Raw genomic sequence first — 19,387 nt, 5'->3', positions numbered from 1 at the left:
TAAGTTAAATTTTAAGCGAGATAATTATTAATAATATATTGTGGCTTTAAATAATTTGATACCAAATTATTTAAATTTTTTAATTTATGATTTGCAAATTTGGCAATATGCCTTGCATCTAAAAGAAATTTATCATTAACTTGATCAACATTTCCTACCAAATAAAGCTCCTTTTTAATTTCACTTACCTCATCTTTTGTAATTATTTTGATTGGAGACGTATTGATTTTATTATTAAATTCTTGAAAATAGTATTTTTCTACTCCTGCATCAAGTAAAACACCAACATTCTTTTTTTTGTGATTAAAAGCAATTGTTGCTAGATTGCACATAGGCAATAACGGTGCTTTTAAGGCGAAATGCAATGCATTACCCACGCATATACCAATTCTGAGTCCTGTAAATTTGCCTGGACCAGTTGCCACCGCGATATAATTTAAATCGCTAAAGCTTAATCTTAAGTCGCTCATAGCTTCTTCTATCATCAAATTAAGTGTTTCTGCTTGCTTGTTTACTTTTTTATTATTTTTAAAATACATCACCTTATCATTTTTAGATATGGCTATAGATGCATATAAATGTGATGTATCGAGTGTCAGTCCAATCATGTAATGTAAAAATATATTTGAGAAATTGTAAGCTAAGCAATATAAAAATGCAAATTCTTAAAATACCCCTGGCAATCTCATAAACTGAAATTGGATAAATTCTAATTGATCGCTAATCATGTTGAGAAATAAAAGAAATTTGTTGAAACTATTCATACTTTATCTATACTGCAACTGAGTAATGCTACACACAAATAAAATTCAAGCTTATGGACAAAGAAAAGGCATTAGAAGCCGCGTTAAGTCAGATAGAGAAAGCGTACGGGAAAGGCGCTATTATGAAGTTAGGCGAAATGGAGGCTCAAAACATTGAATCAATACCATCTGGTTCATTGGGTTTAGATATTGCCTTAGGAGTGGGAGGTTACCCAAAAGGAAGGGTTATTGAAATTTATGGCCCAGAAAGCTCAGGAAAAACGACATTGACACTTCATGCAATCGCTGAATGCCAAAAAAAGGGTGGTACATGCGCTTTCATAGATGCGGAACATGCTTTTGATAGGGCATATGCAAAAAAATTAGGTGTTGATGTAGATAAGTTAATTCTATCGCAACCAGATTCTGGTGAGCAAGCGCTCGAGATAACTGATACATTGGTCAGGTCAGGAGCATTTGACATGGTCATAATAGATAGCGTTGCAGCATTAGTACCTAAAGCAGAAATTGAAGGAGAAATGGGTGATAGCCATGTGGGATTACAAGCAAGATTGATGAGTCAAGCGCTTCGCAAATTAACTTCTAGTGTTTCCAAAACAAACACCATATTATTTTTTATTAATCAAATTAGAATGAAAATTGGTGTAATGTTTGGAAGTCCTGAAACAACTTCCGGGGGGAATGCGTTAAAATTCTATTCTTCTATAAGGCTTGATATAAGGCGTATTGGCTCCATAAAGGAAAAAGATGTTGTTATAGGTAATCAGACTAGAGTAAAGGTTGTAAAAAATAAAGTTGCACCTCCTTTTAAGGTCGTAGAATTTGACATTATGTATGGTGGAGGAATTTCAAAAGAAGGTGAGCTCATTGATATTGGAGTTACCGTAGATGTAATTAACAAATCAGGTTCATGGTATGCATATAAGGATCAAAAAATTGGGCAAGGTAAGGAAAATGCCAAGGTATTTTTGAAAGAAAATCCTGAAATATCGCAGGAGATTAAAGATAGGATATTAGAGATTAAAGAGCTTAATCCAGAAAAATTGGATGAGATTTCTATAAGTAACGCAGATTGATGAACAAAGAAAAAGAAGAGTCAAAAAAATATATTTTCTCTTTTGGAAATAATAAAGCCGAAGGGGGAAATCATCTAAAAGGTATTTTAGGTAATAAGGGAGCTGGTCTTGCTGAGATGAGCAAAATGAAAATACCAGTACCTCCAGGATTTACAATTTCGTCAAAAATATGCAAAGAATTCACTAATAACTCTAATCAACTACCAGAATCATTAAAGGAGCTGGTTCTTAGCGCTATGACTCAGCTAGAAAACGCAATTGAATTAAAATTTGGAGATGAGAATAATCCATTGTTGATTTCAGTTAGATCAGGTGCTCAGATATCAATGCCAGGAATGATGGAGACAATCCTTAATTTAGGGCTAAATGATGCAACAGTAAAGGGGCTTGCGAAAGTTACAAAAAATCCCAGATTTGCTTATGATTCTTATAGAAGATACATTGAAATGTATAGCAATGTCGTACTTGGATTAGACAAGTCAAAATTTGAAGCTATCTTACACAACAAAAAAGCTCTTCTTGGCATTAAGAAAGATCAAAATTTAACTGAAGAAAATTTGAAAGATGTTATTGATGAGTATAAAAATTTGGTTAAAAATATTCTAAACAAAGATTTTCCTCAAAATATCACTAATCAACTTTGGAGTGCTATATCGGCAGTTTTTAAATCCTGGAATGTACCGCGTGCTATCAAATATAGAAGTATGAATAATATTCCAAATGATGTTGGGACTGCAGTCAATATCCAAGCGATGGTTTTTGGAAACAAGGGCGAGGATTGTGCCACAGGTGTTGTATTTACTAGAAATCCATCCACTGGTGAAAATGAAATATTTGGAGAATATATTGTTAATGCTCAAGGCGAAGACATAGTATCTGGCGTAATTACCCCTAGTCCAATAAATATAAAATCTAAAGAGCAGTGCTTTGAGGATGAAAAATCACTTGAAGAATTAATGCCAAAGGCTTATCAGGAACTAAAAACCATTCTTCATAAGCTTGAGTTACATTATAAAGACATGCAGGACGTCGAATTTACGATAGAAAACGGTAAATGTTGGATATTGCAAACTAGGTCTGGTAAAAGAACGGCTCAAGCTACTATAAAAATAGCGGTAGATATGATGCAGGAAGGTATATTGACTAAACAACAGGCCCTAGATAGTATAGAGCCAGAAGTAGTTGAAAAAGTTTTACATCCAAGCATTGATCCAAGGGCAACAAAAATATTACTCAGTAAAGGCCTACCTGCTTCACCCGGTGCGGCATTTGGTAAAATTGCTCTTTCCTCAAGTAAAGCTGAGATAATGGCCAGGCATGGTGAAGTTATTTTAGTAAGAAATGAAACCAATCCAGAAGATATTGGTGGTATAGGAGCTTCTTCTGGTATATTAACAGCTCGTGGAGGTATGACTTCTCATGCGGCTGTAGTGGCACGAGGTATGGGTAAACCATGTGTTACAGGTGCATTTGAAGTAATGGTTGATAACGAAAAAGGTACTGTAGAAATTAATAATACGACACTTAAAGAAGGAGAGCTCATTACAATTAATGGCTCAAGCGGTGAAATTTTTTTAGGTAAGGTAGGTACAATACAAACTAAATTAGACAAAAGCTTTGAAAATTTGATTGAGATAGCAGAAGAATTTACACTCTTAAAAGTTATGGCAAATGCTGAAACAATAAAAGACGCAAAAGTTGCTAAAAGTTTTAACGCTTGTGGAATAGGTCTTTGTAGAACTGAGCATATGTTTTTCCAAGAGGATAGAATTAACATTTTTAGAGAAATGATCCTCTCCCAAAATCTGAAAGAACGTTCAAAAATTCTCAACCAGTTACTGCTTTATCAAGAAGAAGATTTTTATCAACTGTTTAAAATTATGAGTGGATTGCCAGTAACTATTAGATTACTAGATCCACCACTTCATGAATTTTTTCCACAAAATGATGAAGATGAACTGGGGCATATGAGCCAATTAATGTCTTTAAATCTTAAAGATATCAAAAATAGGATCAATTCTCTTAAAGAAGCTAACCCAATGTTAGGCCATAGGGGATGCAGACTTGCAATTACATATCCTGAAATATACCAGATGCAAGTGAAGGCGATACTTAGAGCAACTCACAGATGCATTAAAGAAGGTATCGTAACTATTCCAGAAATTATGGTTCCATTGGTAATGAATAAAGCGGAATTTATGATATTAAAAAGCCTCATTAGTGACACAGCTAATACGCTTGAAAATGAATTAAATACTAAGTTTGAATACAAATTAGGAAGTATGATTGAACTTCCTGCTGCAGTTATCAATGCTGGTGAGATAGCGAGTGAAGCAGATTTTATAAGTTTTGGTACTAATGATCTTACGCAGACATGTCTTGGCATTTCACGAGATGATGCAGGTAAATTTTTAAGAACATACATGGAAAAGGGTATTTTTTTTGAAGATCCTTTTTCCTCCATTCATGAGCAAACGGTTGGTGAGTTGTTAAAAATGGCGATTATAAGTAGTAGAAAGCACAATCCGACCATTAAAATTGGAATTTGTGGTGAACATGCAGGAGATCCTGCTTCAATAAAGTTTTTTAATAAATTAAAAATTGATTATATATCCTGTTCCCCTTTCAGGATACCTATTGCCAAGGTATCGGCAGGAAAATATAATACTAAGGTATAAACATGAGGCTTATTGATAATTATATTAAATTAATATTTTCTTATAAAAATTTTAAGGAATTATTAAATTCATTAGCATTTGCATTTATTTTTGCATTTATTTTTCAAACATTCATATATCAACCCTTTAAAATTCCTTCTGGTTCAATGAAACCAGGATTACAAATCGGTGATTATCTTTTTGTAGAAAAATTTGCTTATGGCTACAACAATAGTTCCCTTTCATTCATGCTCAATAGATTTGATTTATTTAACGAATCATTCTTTTTTGATACACCCAAAAGAGGGGATATCATAGTTTTTTTATCGCCAAAAGATAGTAGTACACATTATATAAAAAGGCTGATTGGTCTTCCTGATGATGAAATACAAATTAAAGATGGGCTATTATATATTAACAATGTCGCTGTAAAGAGGGAGTCGAAGGGGCAAAAAATTGATATAGAGCAAAATGGTATTCCATATGTAAAAAATATTTTTGAGGAAACTCTGCCAAATGGAGTGAATTACACAATATACACAGATAATGGTCGAAAAAGCTATCAAAATAACTTTGATCATAATGATACTCCTGTTTACAAAGTTCCAAAGGGACATTATTTTTTTATGGGTGATAATAGAGATAATTCCATAGATAGTAGATTTTTGAAAAAAATTGGTTATGTTTCAAAAAACAAAATTCTTGGAAAAGCCAAAATATTATTTTGGACATCTGATTTTTCAGTGCTAGACTTTATTACGAAGTTCAGAACAAACAGGGCTTTTAAAATGATTGAATGATATTTTTTTGTGAAACTAGAACTAGATGACTATAAATTTAAAGATACTAATCTGCTCAGAATAGCGTTAACACATCCTAGTGCTGTCAAAAATAAAGTTGAAGACGTAAGTTACGAAAGAATGGAATTTTTAGGAGATAGCGTTTTAAATGTCGTGATTGCAGATGTTGTATATCATAAATTTAACAACTATTCTGAGGGAGAATTATCGATCATTCTTGCTAATTTGGTTAATTCAAAAACAATAGTTAAAGTAGCCAAAAAGCTTAATATGGCAGAAAAAATTATTCTTGATAATGGAGAGGAGCAGTGCGGTGGCAGGGAAAATCCCAATAACTTGGAAAATGTTTTAGAGGCCGTTATAGCTGCTATTTATTTAGATAGTGATTTTATTACTATTAAGGATATTGTTAGTAATTGGTGGGCAGAGTTTTTTACTGATATAAACAAGTTATTTCAAAAAGATTATAAATCACAATTACAAGAATTAATCCAAAAAAGGTATAAAGTATTACCAAAATATAAAACGGAAGATAAAGATGGTGAGCCACATGAGCCAATATTTACCATATCAGTATCACTTAAAAATAAGTATAAATTTAAGGCTCAGGGAAAAACAAAAAAAGAGGCAGAACAAAAAGCCGCTGAGGAAATGCTAAATTTTATTAATAATAATGATGAATAAAAAAATAGGATATGCCTGTCTAATTGGAGCCCCTAATTCAGGTAAATCAACGCTTCTAAATGCTTTAGTTAATCAAAAAATATCAGCGGTAACGCATAAAGTGCACACCACCCGAGATAATATTAAAGGAATCGTTTCTAAAGATAACGCCCAATTAATATTTATAGATACGCCTGGATATTTAAAAAATCCAAAATATAAGTTAGAAAAATCAATTACAAAAAAATCGCTTCAAGAAATTAAAAACGTTGATTTTATTTGCATCATTGTTGATGTAGCAAAAAAAAATTGCTTAAATAATCCATTAATTGACGTAACTTATTTTAATTCTCAAGAAAATTTAATAATTATTTTCAACAAAGTAGATTTGGTAAAGGATAAAAATCAATTACTTCTTCTCGCCCAAGAAGCTAAAGCTAAAGGATTTAATAATATTTTCATGATTTCAGCCATAAATAATAAAGGCGTGACAGATTTTTTAAATTACTTAATCACCAATTCACCAGAGGGAGAATGGCACTATAATGAGGATGAAGTAACTGATAGAAGTATTAAGCAAATTGCTGAGGACATAACAATGGAGCAATTGTACAAATTTTTAAATAAAGAAATACCATACAACTTAAAGGTTGAGACAGAATCCTGGAAAGAAACACAAAATGACATTACTATACACCAAGTCATTACAGTGTTAAAAGATAGCCAAAAAAAGATTATTTTGGGAACAAATGGAGAAAATATTAAGAAAATTAGTATAATTTCCAAAAGAGAAATAGAAAAATTAACTGACAAAAAAATACATTTGTATTTATTTATTAAAGTAAGGGATACTTGGATGGATAAGTTGTAGAGGCACTGTCAAGTTAAACAAACTTTAGCATTGTATTGAAAATGGAAGTCATTTAAAAATACCTTTACTTGTAGTTGCAGTAGAATTACAGTGAATTATATAGAACTATTTTACGGAAGTGACTATGACCAATAAAAAAACTGTAATAACGTCTATTGGTGGTGGAGGTGTTAAAGACATTATCCCCGTCATGACTATATCTGAAAATTTTGATTATCTTAAAAACGGAATTTACTCCTTAGCCAATAATCTAAAAACTCCGGTAAAACTTATGGCTGGAATTTTAACAATAAGTTACGAAGGGTTTAAATTATTTAATATAAAATTATCAACTAAGCATTCTATAACAACTAGTGGGAATGAATTATTAAAAAAATATTATATTGATGAATTAAAGTCTACTTTTGCTATTGCATCAGCCTCTTATAGCATAAAAGCAAATTTGAGCGAAACGCATAAGTCTACTGAATGCTTATCCAATGATAGTGATATAACTGATTATACTAACCTTGATGCAGACACTCACTATGATACATCAGAGCCTATACTTTTGTAGAGAGCGTTGAATTTCATTAATTACCATTTTAAAAGCTAGATTCAAATCTAGCTTTGACTTATTTTTCTTGCTAAAGATAAATACTTAATCAAAGTAATACAGCCATCAATAGCAAGCTTTTTATAACTAAAAAATTCTATACCTTGAAAGTCTTAAGGCTTTTTTATTTTGCGCCAAACTTCTTCCAAATTATATTTTTCCCTAGCTTGCGCTTGAAGAATATTTATTAAAAAATTTCCTGCGTCTATCAAAATCCACTCGCTGGAGAAATGACCCTCGCTTTTTGTATATATTTTATATTCCTGTTTCAGCAAATCTCTTATATTGTCTGATAAGCTGAGTACATGCCTTGACGAACTACCCGTTGCCAAAATTGCTTTTTTGAATAATAAATTTCTATCTTCGAGATTAATAATTTTAATATCCTCTGCTTTAAGCTCATCTAGCTTTTCAATAACTGATCCTATAATTATATCTATCATGTATTTTTTACTTTATATGTGTATGTCACTAATGTTTTTGAAATATAGGGTTATGCTTGCTTTCAGCTAGATCTTCACAAATTTTATCAGGTATAATTTGTATTTTTTTCTCCAGTGCATGCTCCATTACTTCGTCAAATGATTCTGCAAATATAATATTCATATTATCACCCACTTCTTTTGGAATATCTTGCATATCTTTGTGATTTTCTTTAGGTATAATCACAGTTTTAACGCCAGCTCTTAGTGCTGCTAACAGCTTCTCCTTTAAACCACCTATAGGAAGTACGCTACCTCTTAAAGTAATTTCTCCTGTCATCGCAACGTCCTTTCTTACCGGTATTCCTGTTAATATGGAGACGATAGAAGTAGAAATTGCAATGCCGGCTGAAGGCCCATCCTTTGGAGTTGCTCCTTCAGGAACGTGAACATGAACATCAAATTTCTGAAATAAGTCTTCATTAATGCCATAATTTCTTGCTCTTGAATGGATATAGCTATGAGCAGCTTGCACTGATTCCTTCATTACTTCTCCAAGTTTACCAGTAATTTTAATATTACCTTTACCCTTATACTTAACTGCTTCAATTGCAAGTAAATCACCACCTGCTTCAGTATATGCTAACCCATTTGTAATTCCAATCTGGTTCTTTTTTTCAATTTCGCCATAATTAAATTTGTGTGGCCCTAAAAATTCATTGAGTTTATCACACGTAATAGATAAACTTTTCTTATTATCCATTAAAATCTTTTTAACAGATTTTCTAAATATTTTTTCAATTTCTCTGTTTAAATTTCTAACTCCTGATTCCATAGTATAGTATCTAATTATGTCTATAATCGCTAAATCATCTATCGTTAACTCATCTTCGTTAACAGAATGAGAATCTCGAATTTTAGGAATTAGATGCTTCAATGCAATTTCTAATTTATCTTTTTCTGTATAACCAGACAATCTAATAATTTCCATTCTGTCTAACAGCGGGCTTGGAATATTTAAGCTATTTGCTGTAGCAACAAACATAACCTTTGATAAATCAAAATCAACTTCCAAATAGTTGTCATTAAAACTTTTATTCTGCGAGTTATCAAGAACTTCTAGCAATGCTGAACTTGGATCTCCCCTATAATCATTACCAAGCTTATCAATTTCATCCAACAATATCAATGGATTAGAACTTTTCGCCTTTTTTAAAGCTTGGATTATCTTACCTGGCATTGCGCCAACATAAGTCCTTCTGTGCCCCTTGATCTCTGCTTCATCACGAAGACCGCCTAAAGTTATTTTCGCAAAATTCCTTCCAGTAGCTTTTGCTATTGACCTTGCTAACGAAGTTTTACCAACTCCTGGAGGACCAACTAGACAAATGATGCTACCTCCTAATTTTTTAGATTTAATATTAACTGCAAGATACTCTATAATTCTTTCTTTAACTTTATCGAGTGCATAGTGATCTTCATCTAATGCTTCCTGTGCTTTGCTTAAATTTTTATTGTTCATAGTTAATTTATTCCATGGTAATGAAATAATCCAATCTAAGTAATTTCTTATTACTGTTGCCTCAGAGGACATAGGATTCATCATTTTAAGCTTTTTTAATTCAGAATTAGCCTTTTCTTTTGCTTCTTTACTAAGTTTTAATTTAGCAATTTTACTATTTAATTCATTAAACTCTTCTTTAAGGTCTTCTTCTCCCAATTCTTTATGAATGGCTTTTAATTGCTCTTGTAGATAATAATCCTTCTGATTTTTTTCAATTTGCGTTTTAACTCTGCTCTTAATTTTTGTTTCAGCTTTCAGTAACTCAATTTCTGAGTTGATGTATATCATCAACTGTTCCAATTTTTTATTTACATCATCTATTTCCAAAATATGTTGCTTTTTTTCTAATGCTAATTGTATTTGGGAACATAATGCATTACAAAATCCAACTATATCTTTGATTTGAACGATATTAACAAGCGACTCTTGTGTAGATTTTTTACCAAGACTTGAATATTCCTCAAATAAATCTGTGACAGCATTACGTAAAACTAAACTTTCTTGGTCATTAGAGCATTGATCAATAATTTGCTTTACATCAGCTTTAATATAACCATCTCTGCTAATAAACTTTATAACTTTGGCTTTTTCTATGCCCTCTACCAAAATTTTTACTGAGGAGTCTTGTAATTTTATAACCTGTAGTACTTTAGCTATCACACCTATTTTATATAGATCACTAGATTTAGGATTATCATTTATTCCATCTTTTTGAGAAACTAGAAAAATTTTATTATTCTTATCTATATTTTGCAATGCTTTGATAGATTTTTCTCTACCAACAAATAATGGAACAATCATTTTTGGGAACACTACAACATCCCTTAACGGCAATACTGGATACAAACCTAATTCTTCAATAACTTTTGCTTTCATGATAACTTTATTTTTGTATAATTACATTTATATATATATCCTAATGTTTTTTTAACAAGTCTAAATTTTGAGCTCACTAATGAAATCAGCCACAAGTATTAAAATTAACATCTTTCTTGTAGTAGTTATTTTAGCTAAGCATATCCCATTTCAATTTAATATTAAACACCAATATACACCAGAAATTTTATCCTTATTAATATACATAATATATTTGTTAAAAAAGGATATTCTTGGCAGTATTAATATTTTTCTATTGTCATTGCTTAATGATTTACTAAGATTGAACTATTTGGGAGTAACCATTGTACAGAATTTTATCTATATCAGGTATATCGACGTTTTGAGGAAAAAATATTCCAACAATATGCTATTTGATTGGTTTGCTTTCAGTGTATTAAGTATCATTGTATTGCCATGCAAATATACTATTATGACTTTCTTTGAGAGTTATCATTTACTCCCACTCGATATGATGTTGAAGAAAACTTTTGTCACAATAACATTTTTTCCATTAATTTATTACTTCATCAATAAATTTATACCCTCTAAAAGATAAATGCGCGATGAAAGAAATAAATACAAAACCCTTACAAGAAGAGCGCTAGTTGTAGGGTTAACTAAGGGAGCATTGATAAGTTGCTTAATTGGAAGATTCTATTATTTGCAAATTTTAAACTCCAGCACCTATGAAACACTATCTGACAAAAATAGACTAAGAGTTTCGTTAATACCACCATTGAGGGGAGATATATTTGATACCAATGGCAAGATATTGGTAAATAATACAAAAATCTATTCTGTAATAGTCAAAAGAGAATTTAAAAAAAAATTAAAGGATATTATAGATAAAATTAATGATGTGACCGTTGATCAAAAAATTTCACCCTCAAGAGTTTTAGAAAAATCTAAAAACATTCCATTAAGTCAGTCAGTTAAATTGATTGAGGATCTTTCTTTACAAAATGCAATTTTACTGGATTCTGACCCAAATTTAGAAGAAATTGAAATAATAGAAGAATATGCCAGAAGCTATAAACTAGAAGGTGGTGCATTTCACGTCATGGGATATGTTGGAAATGCTAGTACAAAGGATATTGATACAGAAAATTTGCCTAAAAATTATCAATTTTTAACAGGTAAAGATGGAGTTGAAAAGCAATTTAATAATATACTTCAAGGTAAACCAGGCATAAAAAAGTTTGAAGTTGATGCTAGAGGTAATTTTACAAAAAAAGTGGATATTATTCCTCCAATTGCAGGAAAGAGCATTACCTTATCTATTAATAAGGATGTTCAAAAAATTATTTGGAATCATATTGGAGATTATAACGGCGCAATTTTAGTATCTGATTTAGTGAAGCAAAAAGTTATAGGATTGGTTTCAAGCCCAACGATTGATCCAAATATATTTATTAATGGAATGTCCAATGCAGAATGGAACGAGATACTGCAGAATAAAAAGAATCCATTGATTAATAAATGCATATCTAACCAATATCACCCAGGTTCAGTATTTAAAATAGTTATGTACCTGGCGATTTTAAAAAGTGGGATAGATCATAATGAAAAGGTGTTTTGTCCAGGTTATTACAAGCTGGGGCACAGAACTTATAAATGTTGGAACAAACATGGACATGGACATGTTGATTTAGATACAGCATTTGCAAAATCTTGTAATGTGTATTTTTTTCATCAATCTTTAAAAGTTGGCATAAACAACATAAGTCAAATAGCATATTTGCTTGGATTAGGACAAAAAACTAATATTGAGCTTCCTTATGAAATTGGTGGCGTAGTACCCAATATTAATTGGAAAAGATCAAAATACAAAAAAAGTTGGTATTTGGGAGACACCATTAACTCCTCCATAGGGCAGGGTTATATTGAAACAACCCCCATTCAATTACTTCAGATGGTTAGCAAAATTGCAACTGGCAAAAATTTCAGTCCTTCAATAATTAATGACGAAAATTATATCATAAATAGCCAATTAAAAGTCAGTCAACAGCATTTAGATATGCTTAGAAAATCAATGCTTAAAGTACTATATAATTCCAATAGTTTTGTAGATGGAGAAGAATTCCATATTGCTGGAAAAACTGGAACTTCTCAAGTAGTATCAACTAAGCATAATACAGAAAACGATCTTTTTAAAGACCATAGCTTGTTTGTTGGCTATGCACCTTATAATTCTCCTAGATTTGCAATCTCAACAGTTATAGAGAACGGTGGATGGGGAAGAGAAACAGCTTTACCCATTTCACGTAGTATACTTTATGATGTGAAAGATTTATATCAGTTTTAAACTGGCATAAGCATATGATCTATTGGGGAGGTATCCTTAGATAATTATGAGATAATTGCATTTGGCAATTATTTTAACGTAAATTTAACGTAACCGTAACGTAATTTACCATTAATTTTTTTGGTCATTATTGCAATTAATTATTGATTACCTATAATTTTTATTTCTTCTTCTAAATTTATATCAAATTTATTTTTTACCTTTTCTTTTGCTAAATTGATTAGATGCTCTAAATCTGATGCCGTTGCTTCTCCTTCATTTATTAAGAAATTGCAATGCAATTCGGAGAATTTTGCTCCTCCAATTTTTATGCCACGCAATCCACATTGATCTATGAGTTGCCATGCTTTATGGTTAATTGGGTTTTTAAAAGTCGAGCCTCCAGTTTTAGATTTTATTGGTTGAGTAGCAGATCGCTTTTCTTGAATTTCTTTAATAGCTTTTTGTATTTCATATTTATCTCCTTGCTTACCATGAAATTTAGCTTCATAAAATAACCAATCATTAGTTAACTTTTTTCCGCGATAATAATATCCAATTTCATGATTTGAAAATATTCTTATCTCTGCTGTAGTTATACTGATTGCCTTTGCTTCAATTAGTACTGACGATGTGTCATTGTTGTAGGCTCCTGCATTCATGGCTAATGCCCCTCCAATACTTCCAGGAATTCCTGCAAAAAACTCAAGCCCTGCTATAGAGTTATTAGCTGCATAATTTGCCACATTTAAATCTAAGCATGCAGAGCCAGCTATGACATCACTCCCATTGTGGTGTACATAATTAAATCCTGCTCCCAATCTTATAATTACCCCTTTAAAACCACCATCACGAACTAATAAATTTGAACCGGCACCCATAACAAAAGTTAGTATATCTTTAGGTTTATTGGACAAAAAATATTTTAAATCATCAATATCCTGTGGAATAAATAAAATGTCAGCAATACTATGTGTCTTAAACCAACACATTTTGCCAACATTTGCATTTTCTCTGTACTTTCCTCTGATTTTTGGTAATGTGTCAATAAAAGGCATCGTATATTATTGAAATATGGACACAGAAATTTTAAACATTAAGGATAGCATAGAAAAGTCTTTAGAGCTACTCAGAGGTTATCTTTGACTTAGAAGTTGCAAAAAAAAGACTACAAGAGCTTTCACAAAAAGCAGAAGACCCTAATTTATGGTCAAATCAAAATCAAGCTAAAGCAATATTAAAAGAAAAGACATATTTAGAGACAAATATTCAAAAAATTATATCTATAAGTGAAAATTTACAGGCATATCTAGAGATGATTGAGCTTGCTGAAGCAGAGGGTGATGAAGAAATATATAAGGAGACGCTGGCACAATTAAAAGAATTAGAAAAATCTGTCAAAGTTCAAGAAATTGAATGTTTATTAAGTGGGGAGCTTGATGAGAAAGGGTGTTTTTTAGAAATTCATTCTGGTGCTGGTGGAACTGAAAGTGATGATTGGGCTTCGATGCTAATGAGAATGTATCAAAGATGGATAGAAAGGCATAATTTTAAATATGAAATCATTGATAGCTTAGTTGGTGAAGAGGCTGGGATTAAATCAGTTACCTTTAAGATACATGGAAAAAATGCTTTTGGATGGTTAAAAACTGAAAGAGGAGTACACAGACTTGTTAGAGTATCACCATTTAACAGCGCTGGTAAACGTCATACAAGTTTTGCCAGTGTGTGGATTTACCCGCAAATTGATAATGATGTTTCAGTTGAAATAATTGAGGCTGATTTGAGAATAGATACCTACCGTTCCTCAGGTGCTGGTGGACAACACGTCAACACCACTGATAGTGCTGTCAGAATAACTCACTTGCCTTCAAAAATAGTTGTACAGTGTCAAAATAGTAGATCGCAACATAAGAATAAAGAAGAGTGTATGTCTATGCTTAAATCAAAATTATACGAATTAGAAATAAAAAAGCTTGAAGATAAAGATGATAAAAAGAATGCAGAGAAAACAGAAATAGGCTGGGGCAATCAAATACGCTCTTATGTTTTACATCCCTATAAAATGGTTAAAGACTTGCGCACTCAGCATCAAACGTCTAATTCTGTTGCGGTTTTAGATGGCGATATTGATGAATTTATTCATGCTGTGCTTGTAAAATCAACTGCAGGCAAAGGACTAAAATTGCAATCTGGATAAAAATTTAATACCTATGAAATGCCATCAAGTTAATTTGTTTTTTTTAATTAATCGCAAACAATTGTAGTCTACCATACTTTTATTGCAAGGAGATTTAAGAAAAATAGGATTTTGCTTTTTTTTACTCCCTTTGACGGCATAAATAAAAGTGGCGTTTAATTGATTTTGGTTTGTGTTGTGTAGAAGTATCGTAGAGAAATTGAGCTTATTATTAAAATCATTATTCCGAGTAAAAGATAATAATAATTTATACTATTGTTCATGATAAAATTTGATGTTTGATAAAACATTATTGATACTGAATATGCAGAAATAGTGGACCATAAAGCTGAAGCTATTGCCCATTTTTTGCCGATCTCATTGGATATAGCTCCAAAGACTGAAACACAAGGGAAATATATCAAAATAAATATTAAATATGATAAAACAGCAATTTTATTATCAAAATTGTTTGAAATGTTTTTTATGACTTTATTACTTATTTCATTATCATCAAGGTAATTCTTTTTAGTGACATTATTATCTAAATAATAAAGTTTATCAAAATTATCTGTAAAAACGCTTACCATCTTTTTAGGTACACTTAAAAAAGCTTTTTTATATTTTGTCAAGATTTCAATTTCACTTACTGAATTGGAATTATCAGATTCATCAGCATATAAAGAAACTAAGGTTCCAACTACAATTTCTTTTGCAAATATTCCAGTAATGATTCCGACAGTTGCTGGCCAATTTTTTTCCTCTAAACCCATTGGTTTAAAAATAAGAGTTACTCTTTTCCCTATTATGTTTATGATGTTCTCATTATTATATGTCCCAGCTTCATTTTTAATAGGAATTTTTATAGAATTTACTAAGTGAATAATAAAAAAAACTACCACAATAGTTTTGCCAGCCCCAAAAATAAAAGATTTAGTTCTTAGAATACTACTATTTATTATAACCTTTAGTTTAGGCAGTTTATAGTCTGGTAGCTCTATTAACATATTAGAGTCAGCTATTTTTTGAGCTTTGTTCTTTATCAATAGACCTGTGAATATTGCCATTAAAATTCCAATAATATACAGTGTAAAGATTACATTTTGTGTATTATTTGGGAAAAATATATAACAAAAGAGGGTATATACAGCAAGTCTTGCCGTACAAGATACAAAGGGTGACATCATAATAGTAGAAATTCTTTGATTATGATTATATAATACTCTTGTGCCTGTTATAGCTGGTACATTGCACCCCAATCCAACGATAAGTGGCAAAAAGGAATGCCCAGATAAACCTAGTAATCGCATAATTTTATTTGCTATTACTGCCGATCTTGCTATATACCCACTATCTTCTAAAAAAGAAAGGAACATATACATAGCTGCTATAATTGGAATGAATGATGCAATTGTTTGAACTGCACCACCCAGACCATAAATCAGTATATTGAGCCATTCGGATGTATAAATTTTTGAGGCAATTAATAATGGTATATCTATGAATGTAGCCTCTGCTATAAGACCGAAAAATTCCTGAAAAGCTCCGCCAACATTTATACTAAAAACAAACATTAGATATAACACAATTAAAAAAATTGGCGCACCCAGTATTGTGTTTAACGCTATATTATCTATTTTATCAGACAATGATTCGCAATTAGGGTCTTTATTCTCACAAACTTTTTTAAAAAGCTTTTCTATAAAAGCATACCTACAATTTACCAAAACAAAATCTGATGTTTGTCCAAATTCTATTTCAATGTTGTTACAAATATTTTTTGCAAATTCTTTAATCCTGTCATTATATTGAGCGTAATTACCTTCTAGAATTGAAATTTTATCACTATTTGATATTAGATTAAATTTATCAATATTTAAAAAATTTTCTAAATTTAAATAATGTTCTTTGATTTTTTTTGGATAAAAATCAAATATGCCAACAACGTTTTTAATATCTTTATTTTTTAGTAAAAAATCTTTTAGTATATTAATGTCATCCGTTTTTTTTGCAGATACCTTAATGACTGGACATTTTAATAGTTTTGATAGTTTATTTTCATTAATTTTTATATTTTTGCTTTTAGCTATGTCATCCATATTCAAAACTAAAATAACAGGTATCCCTCTTTCAATTAATTGAAAAGTTAAATACAAATTTCTCTTAAAATTTGCACTATCAACTACATTAATCAGATAGTCGAAATCTCCTTCCTTTATATAATTAATTGTGATGTCCTGATCCAATGATGTTTTACCACCAATCCCTAAGGAATATAATCCAGGTAAATCTATGAGTTGAATTTTATGATTTTTGAACTTAAATTCTCCCACCCTTTTTTCAACAGTTACTCCGGACCAATTGCCAGTTTTTTGCCCTAAACCTGTTAATTGATTAAATATTGTGGATTTTCCGGAGTTAGGATTACCAATAATACCCAGGGATATTTTTTCCATTTTGATATTATCTATAATTTAATTTACTACTTCATTAGTAATAAGTTTGTGCGCTATTGAGTTATCTAATGCATATTTCACGCCCTCACATTTTATTATGGATGAGCCAAAATTATTATTTTTAAGTAATTTTATTTTTATTTTTGGCAATATTCCCAGCTCCATTAATTTGAGTTTTTGTATTTTATCCAGTGAAAAATGCTCTATTATAAAATAAGCTCCTTTATGTAATTTGTTTATAGATTTGGGTTTCATGTAATTGCAACTGATAATCATTCTTGATAAGAAATTAGATTGAATCCCATATATTGTCAAGTATAAATTTATAAAAATATTATATGTTCAATGACATATTGTTTAATGGGGGGATTTTGAAATTTAGGTAGAGTACAATTACCCATATATTAACTACATAGGCGTCTGTGTTGAAGTAGTACGGCTGAATATTAAATATTTTTAAACGATAATTATGTAGTTAAAAAGTAGTACTCTTAATCACTTTTTCTTTTCCACCTTGTCATTTTGATCAAACAGGTTAGCTTTATTAAAGCTAACAAAATCTTCTTGATCTTCTGCTTTATTGAATAATTTTTTATCAAATTTACTTAATCTTTGAATGATCTTGACCAAATCTTTAGGCTTTAAAACAATTGTTCCCACAACAAAAACTAGTAACAATTCAGACAATGATATATCAAACATCTGGAAAAATCTCTTGATAAGTTATTATAGCTATCGTATTTTAAACCGATTAGGCGTATGCTACTATACGCTATACATTCATGCAATAATTATTAATATGGATAACAAAATAAAATTAGCTTTACAGGATTTGCATGAAGCAATTATTAATAAGATCCAGGAAGTTAAATTTTTGGAAAAAAAAATAACAAGTCTTAGTATTGAAAATGCTAAGCTTCATGATGAAATAGATAAATTAAACAAAATTATTATAAAGCATCAATCGGAAGAAAGAGATTTAGATATTAAAATATCAGATAAAATAACTGCTAAAACTACAGATATTCAATTTGAAAAAGAAGATCGTTTGGTTAACGATGATACAACTCAGGATATAGACATCTCGATCAATCAATTAAAAAATATTTTAAATAGAAAATGAAATTCAAAATATGCAAGAAATTGAATTAAAAATAGGAAATACTCAGATCAAACTCTCGTGTGAAAATCCAAAAAAGCTGTTAGATTTAACTGAAAAATTAAACTCAAAAGTAGATGAAATAAAAAGCCACAGTCAAAACATATCGGATACTAAAGCATTCCTAGTTACATCATTACATCTAATAGATGAAATAGAAATTTTAAATAGAAATCTACAGGATTTAAAAGCAAATTTTTACGACCAATTTGAAAATGAGAAAAAATCATTGGCAAATGAGTATAAATTAATTGCAGAAGAAATTAACAATTTATCTGCGTTATTGAAAAATTCTGACCCCTAAAAGCAATCTTTTCGGTAAAAATATTCATAAATGATTGACTTAGTAGGTTTTTATATTATATTTGGCTTAAAATGTAATCAATGAATAATAGTGTCAAAAAGATTAAATAGAAAGTATGGCATTAGTCGCCGAATTGGTGCAGCATTATGGGGCACAGATAAAGATCCATACAACAAAAGAAATTATCCGCCTGGTGTTCATGGAACTTCAGGGTATAAGAAAGCAACCGAGTATGGTACGCAACTTATAGCAAAACAGAAATTGAAGATGTATTACGGAGACATTAGAGAAAAGCAATTTAAAGCTATATATATAGAGGCAAGCCGTAGAAGAGGTGATACTGGTGAAAATCTAATTGGTTTATTAGAATCAAGGCTTGATGCGTTCGTGTATAGAACTAAATTTGTTCCCACTGTATTTGCGTCTAGGCAATTTATAACTCATAAACATGTAAGAGTGAATGGTAAGGTGGTAAATATACCGAGCTATAGGCTACAACCGAATGATGTAGTTGAGGTAAATGACAAGTCTAAAAAATTATTGATTGTTCTTGAGGCGAAAGAGAGAGGCGAAAGAGATACGCCAGAATATATAAAGATTGATAATTCTAATCTTCAAGCTACTTACCTTAAGGTACCAACTTTAGCAGAAGTTCCATTCCCAGTACAAATGGAACCTAGCTTAGTAGTAGAGTTTTATTCAAGATAAATAAAA

Annotated in this window: 18 protein-coding genes; 11 read left to right on the top strand and 7 right to left on the bottom strand. The window is 30.7% G+C overall.

The window, feature by feature from the left end:
* Nucleotides 1-11: 11 nt before the first annotated feature.
* Nucleotides 12-608 carry a tRNA (adenosine(37)-N6)-threonylcarbamoyltransferase complex dimerization subunit type 1 TsaB gene (tsaB, locus tag N3Z17_RS00860; RefSeq protein WP_282472139.1) on the bottom strand — a complete coding sequence of 199 codons (597 nt, stop codon included), beginning with the start codon at nt 606-608 and terminating at the stop codon, nt 12-14.
* A 209-nt stretch (nt 609-817) separates the two neighbouring features.
* On the opposite strand from tsaB, the gene recA reads away from it, so the two are divergent.
* The 6 genes from recA (at nt 818) to N3Z17_RS00830 (ending at nt 7,387) form a co-directional block, all read left to right on the top strand.
* Nucleotides 818-1,840, top strand: coding sequence for a recombinase RecA (recA, locus tag N3Z17_RS00855; RefSeq protein WP_282472138.1), 1,023 nt, complete (start codon nt 818-820; stop codon nt 1,838-1,840).
* Nucleotides 1,840-4,518 carry a pyruvate, phosphate dikinase gene (gene ppdK / locus N3Z17_RS00850; protein WP_282472137.1) on the top strand — a complete coding sequence of 893 codons (2,679 nt, stop codon included), beginning with the start codon at nt 1,840-1,842 and terminating at the stop codon, nt 4,516-4,518. Before recA ends, ppdK begins: the two co-directional genes overlap by 1 nt.
* Nucleotides 4,519-4,520: 2 nt before the next feature.
* Entirely contained in the window at nt 4,521-5,297 is a 777-nt protein-coding gene (gene lepB, locus N3Z17_RS00845) for a signal peptidase I (protein WP_282472136.1), read from the top strand.
* Nucleotides 5,298-5,306: 9 nt separating this feature from the next.
* Nucleotides 5,307-5,981, top strand: coding sequence for a ribonuclease III (gene rnc, locus N3Z17_RS00840; RefSeq protein ID WP_282472135.1), 675 nt, complete (start codon nt 5,307-5,309; stop codon nt 5,979-5,981).
* Nucleotides 5,971-6,831: a GTPase Era gene (era, locus tag N3Z17_RS00835; RefSeq protein WP_282472134.1), complete on the top strand. Its 861-nt coding sequence runs from the start codon at nt 5,971-5,973 to the stop codon at nt 6,829-6,831. Before rnc ends, era begins: the two co-directional genes overlap by 11 nt.
* Before the next feature lie 124 nt (nt 6,832-6,955).
* On the top strand, nt 6,956-7,387 hold the full coding sequence (locus N3Z17_RS00830; protein WP_282472133.1) for a hypothetical protein: 432 nt from the start codon (nt 6,956-6,958) through the stop codon (nt 7,385-7,387).
* 152 nt (nt 7,388-7,539) lie between these two features.
* Here N3Z17_RS00830 and rsfS read toward each other — a convergent pair whose 3' ends face one another.
* Nucleotides 7,540-7,869, bottom strand: coding sequence for a ribosome silencing factor (gene rsfS / locus N3Z17_RS00825; RefSeq protein ID WP_282472132.1), 330 nt, complete (start codon nt 7,867-7,869; stop codon nt 7,540-7,542).
* 28 nt (nt 7,870-7,897) lie between these two features.
* Entirely contained in the window at nt 7,898-10,288 is a 2,391-nt protein-coding gene (gene lon, locus N3Z17_RS00820; RefSeq protein WP_282472131.1) for an endopeptidase La, read from the bottom strand.
* A gap of 559 nt (nt 10,289-10,847) precedes the next feature.
* Here lon and mrdA point away from each other — a divergent pair.
* Nucleotides 10,848-12,596 carry a penicillin-binding protein 2 gene (mrdA, locus tag N3Z17_RS00815; protein ID WP_282472130.1) on the top strand — a complete coding sequence of 583 codons (1,749 nt, stop codon included), beginning with the start codon at nt 10,848-10,850 and terminating at the stop codon, nt 12,594-12,596.
* 140 nt (nt 12,597-12,736) lie between these two features.
* Here mrdA and murB read toward each other — a convergent pair whose 3' ends face one another.
* Nucleotides 12,737-13,633: a UDP-N-acetylmuramate dehydrogenase gene (gene murB / locus N3Z17_RS00810; RefSeq protein WP_282472129.1), complete on the bottom strand. Its 897-nt coding sequence runs from the start codon at nt 13,631-13,633 to the stop codon at nt 12,737-12,739.
* A 16-nt stretch (nt 13,634-13,649) separates the two neighbouring features.
* Between murB and prfB the strand changes: the two genes are divergently transcribed.
* Nucleotides 13,650-14,775 (top strand): peptide chain release factor 2 gene (gene prfB / locus N3Z17_RS00805; RefSeq protein WP_282472128.1). Its coding sequence is split into 2 segments (ribosomal slippage): nt 13,650-13,718 and nt 13,720-14,775, totalling 1,125 coding nucleotides; the frame shifts between segments, so codons are not numbered across the junction.
* A 155-nt stretch (nt 14,776-14,930) separates the two neighbouring features.
* Here prfB and feoB read toward each other — a convergent pair.
* From feoB to N3Z17_RS00790, 3 genes are all read right to left on the bottom strand, one after another.
* Nucleotides 14,931-17,210, bottom strand: a complete 2,280-nt coding sequence (gene feoB, locus N3Z17_RS00800; protein ID WP_282472127.1) for a ferrous iron transport protein B — start codon at nt 17,208-17,210, stop codon at nt 14,931-14,933.
* 18 nt (nt 17,211-17,228) lie between these two features.
* Nucleotides 17,229-17,465 (bottom strand): FeoA family protein, encoded by a 237-nt coding sequence (locus N3Z17_RS00795; protein ID WP_282472126.1) that lies wholly within the window; start codon nt 17,463-17,465, stop codon nt 17,229-17,231.
* Nucleotides 17,466-17,705: 240 nt separating this feature from the next.
* Nucleotides 17,706-17,912, bottom strand: coding sequence for a Sec-independent protein translocase family protein (locus tag N3Z17_RS00790; protein ID WP_282472125.1), 207 nt, complete (start codon nt 17,910-17,912; stop codon nt 17,706-17,708).
* 97 nt (nt 17,913-18,009) lie between these two features.
* Between N3Z17_RS00790 and N3Z17_RS00785 the strand changes: the two genes are divergently transcribed.
* The 3 genes from N3Z17_RS00785 to rpsD all read left to right on the top strand — a co-directional run bounded on the left by N3Z17_RS00785 (nt 18,010) and on the right by rpsD (nt 19,381).
* Nucleotides 18,010-18,333, top strand: a complete 324-nt coding sequence (locus N3Z17_RS00785) for a hypothetical protein (protein WP_282472124.1) — start codon at nt 18,010-18,012, stop codon at nt 18,331-18,333.
* Nucleotides 18,334-18,343: 10 nt separating this feature from the next.
* Nucleotides 18,344-18,673 carry a cell division protein ZapA gene (locus N3Z17_RS00780; protein ID WP_282472123.1) on the top strand — a complete coding sequence of 110 codons (330 nt, stop codon included), beginning with the start codon at nt 18,344-18,346 and terminating at the stop codon, nt 18,671-18,673.
* A 90-nt stretch (nt 18,674-18,763) separates the two neighbouring features.
* Nucleotides 18,764-19,381, top strand: a complete 618-nt coding sequence (gene rpsD / locus N3Z17_RS00775) for a 30S ribosomal protein S4 (protein WP_282472122.1) — start codon at nt 18,764-18,766, stop codon at nt 19,379-19,381.
* Nucleotides 19,382-19,387 lie beyond the last annotated feature (6 nt).

It is taken from the genome of Candidatus Bandiella numerosa (assembly GCF_029981845.1).
In the GTDB taxonomy this organism is placed as follows: Bacteria; Pseudomonadota; Alphaproteobacteria; order Rickettsiales; family Midichloriaceae; genus Aquirickettsia; species Aquirickettsia numerosa.
Note: the sequence above shows the minus strand (reverse complement) of the source record. Positions and strands in the feature narration are given on the sequence as shown.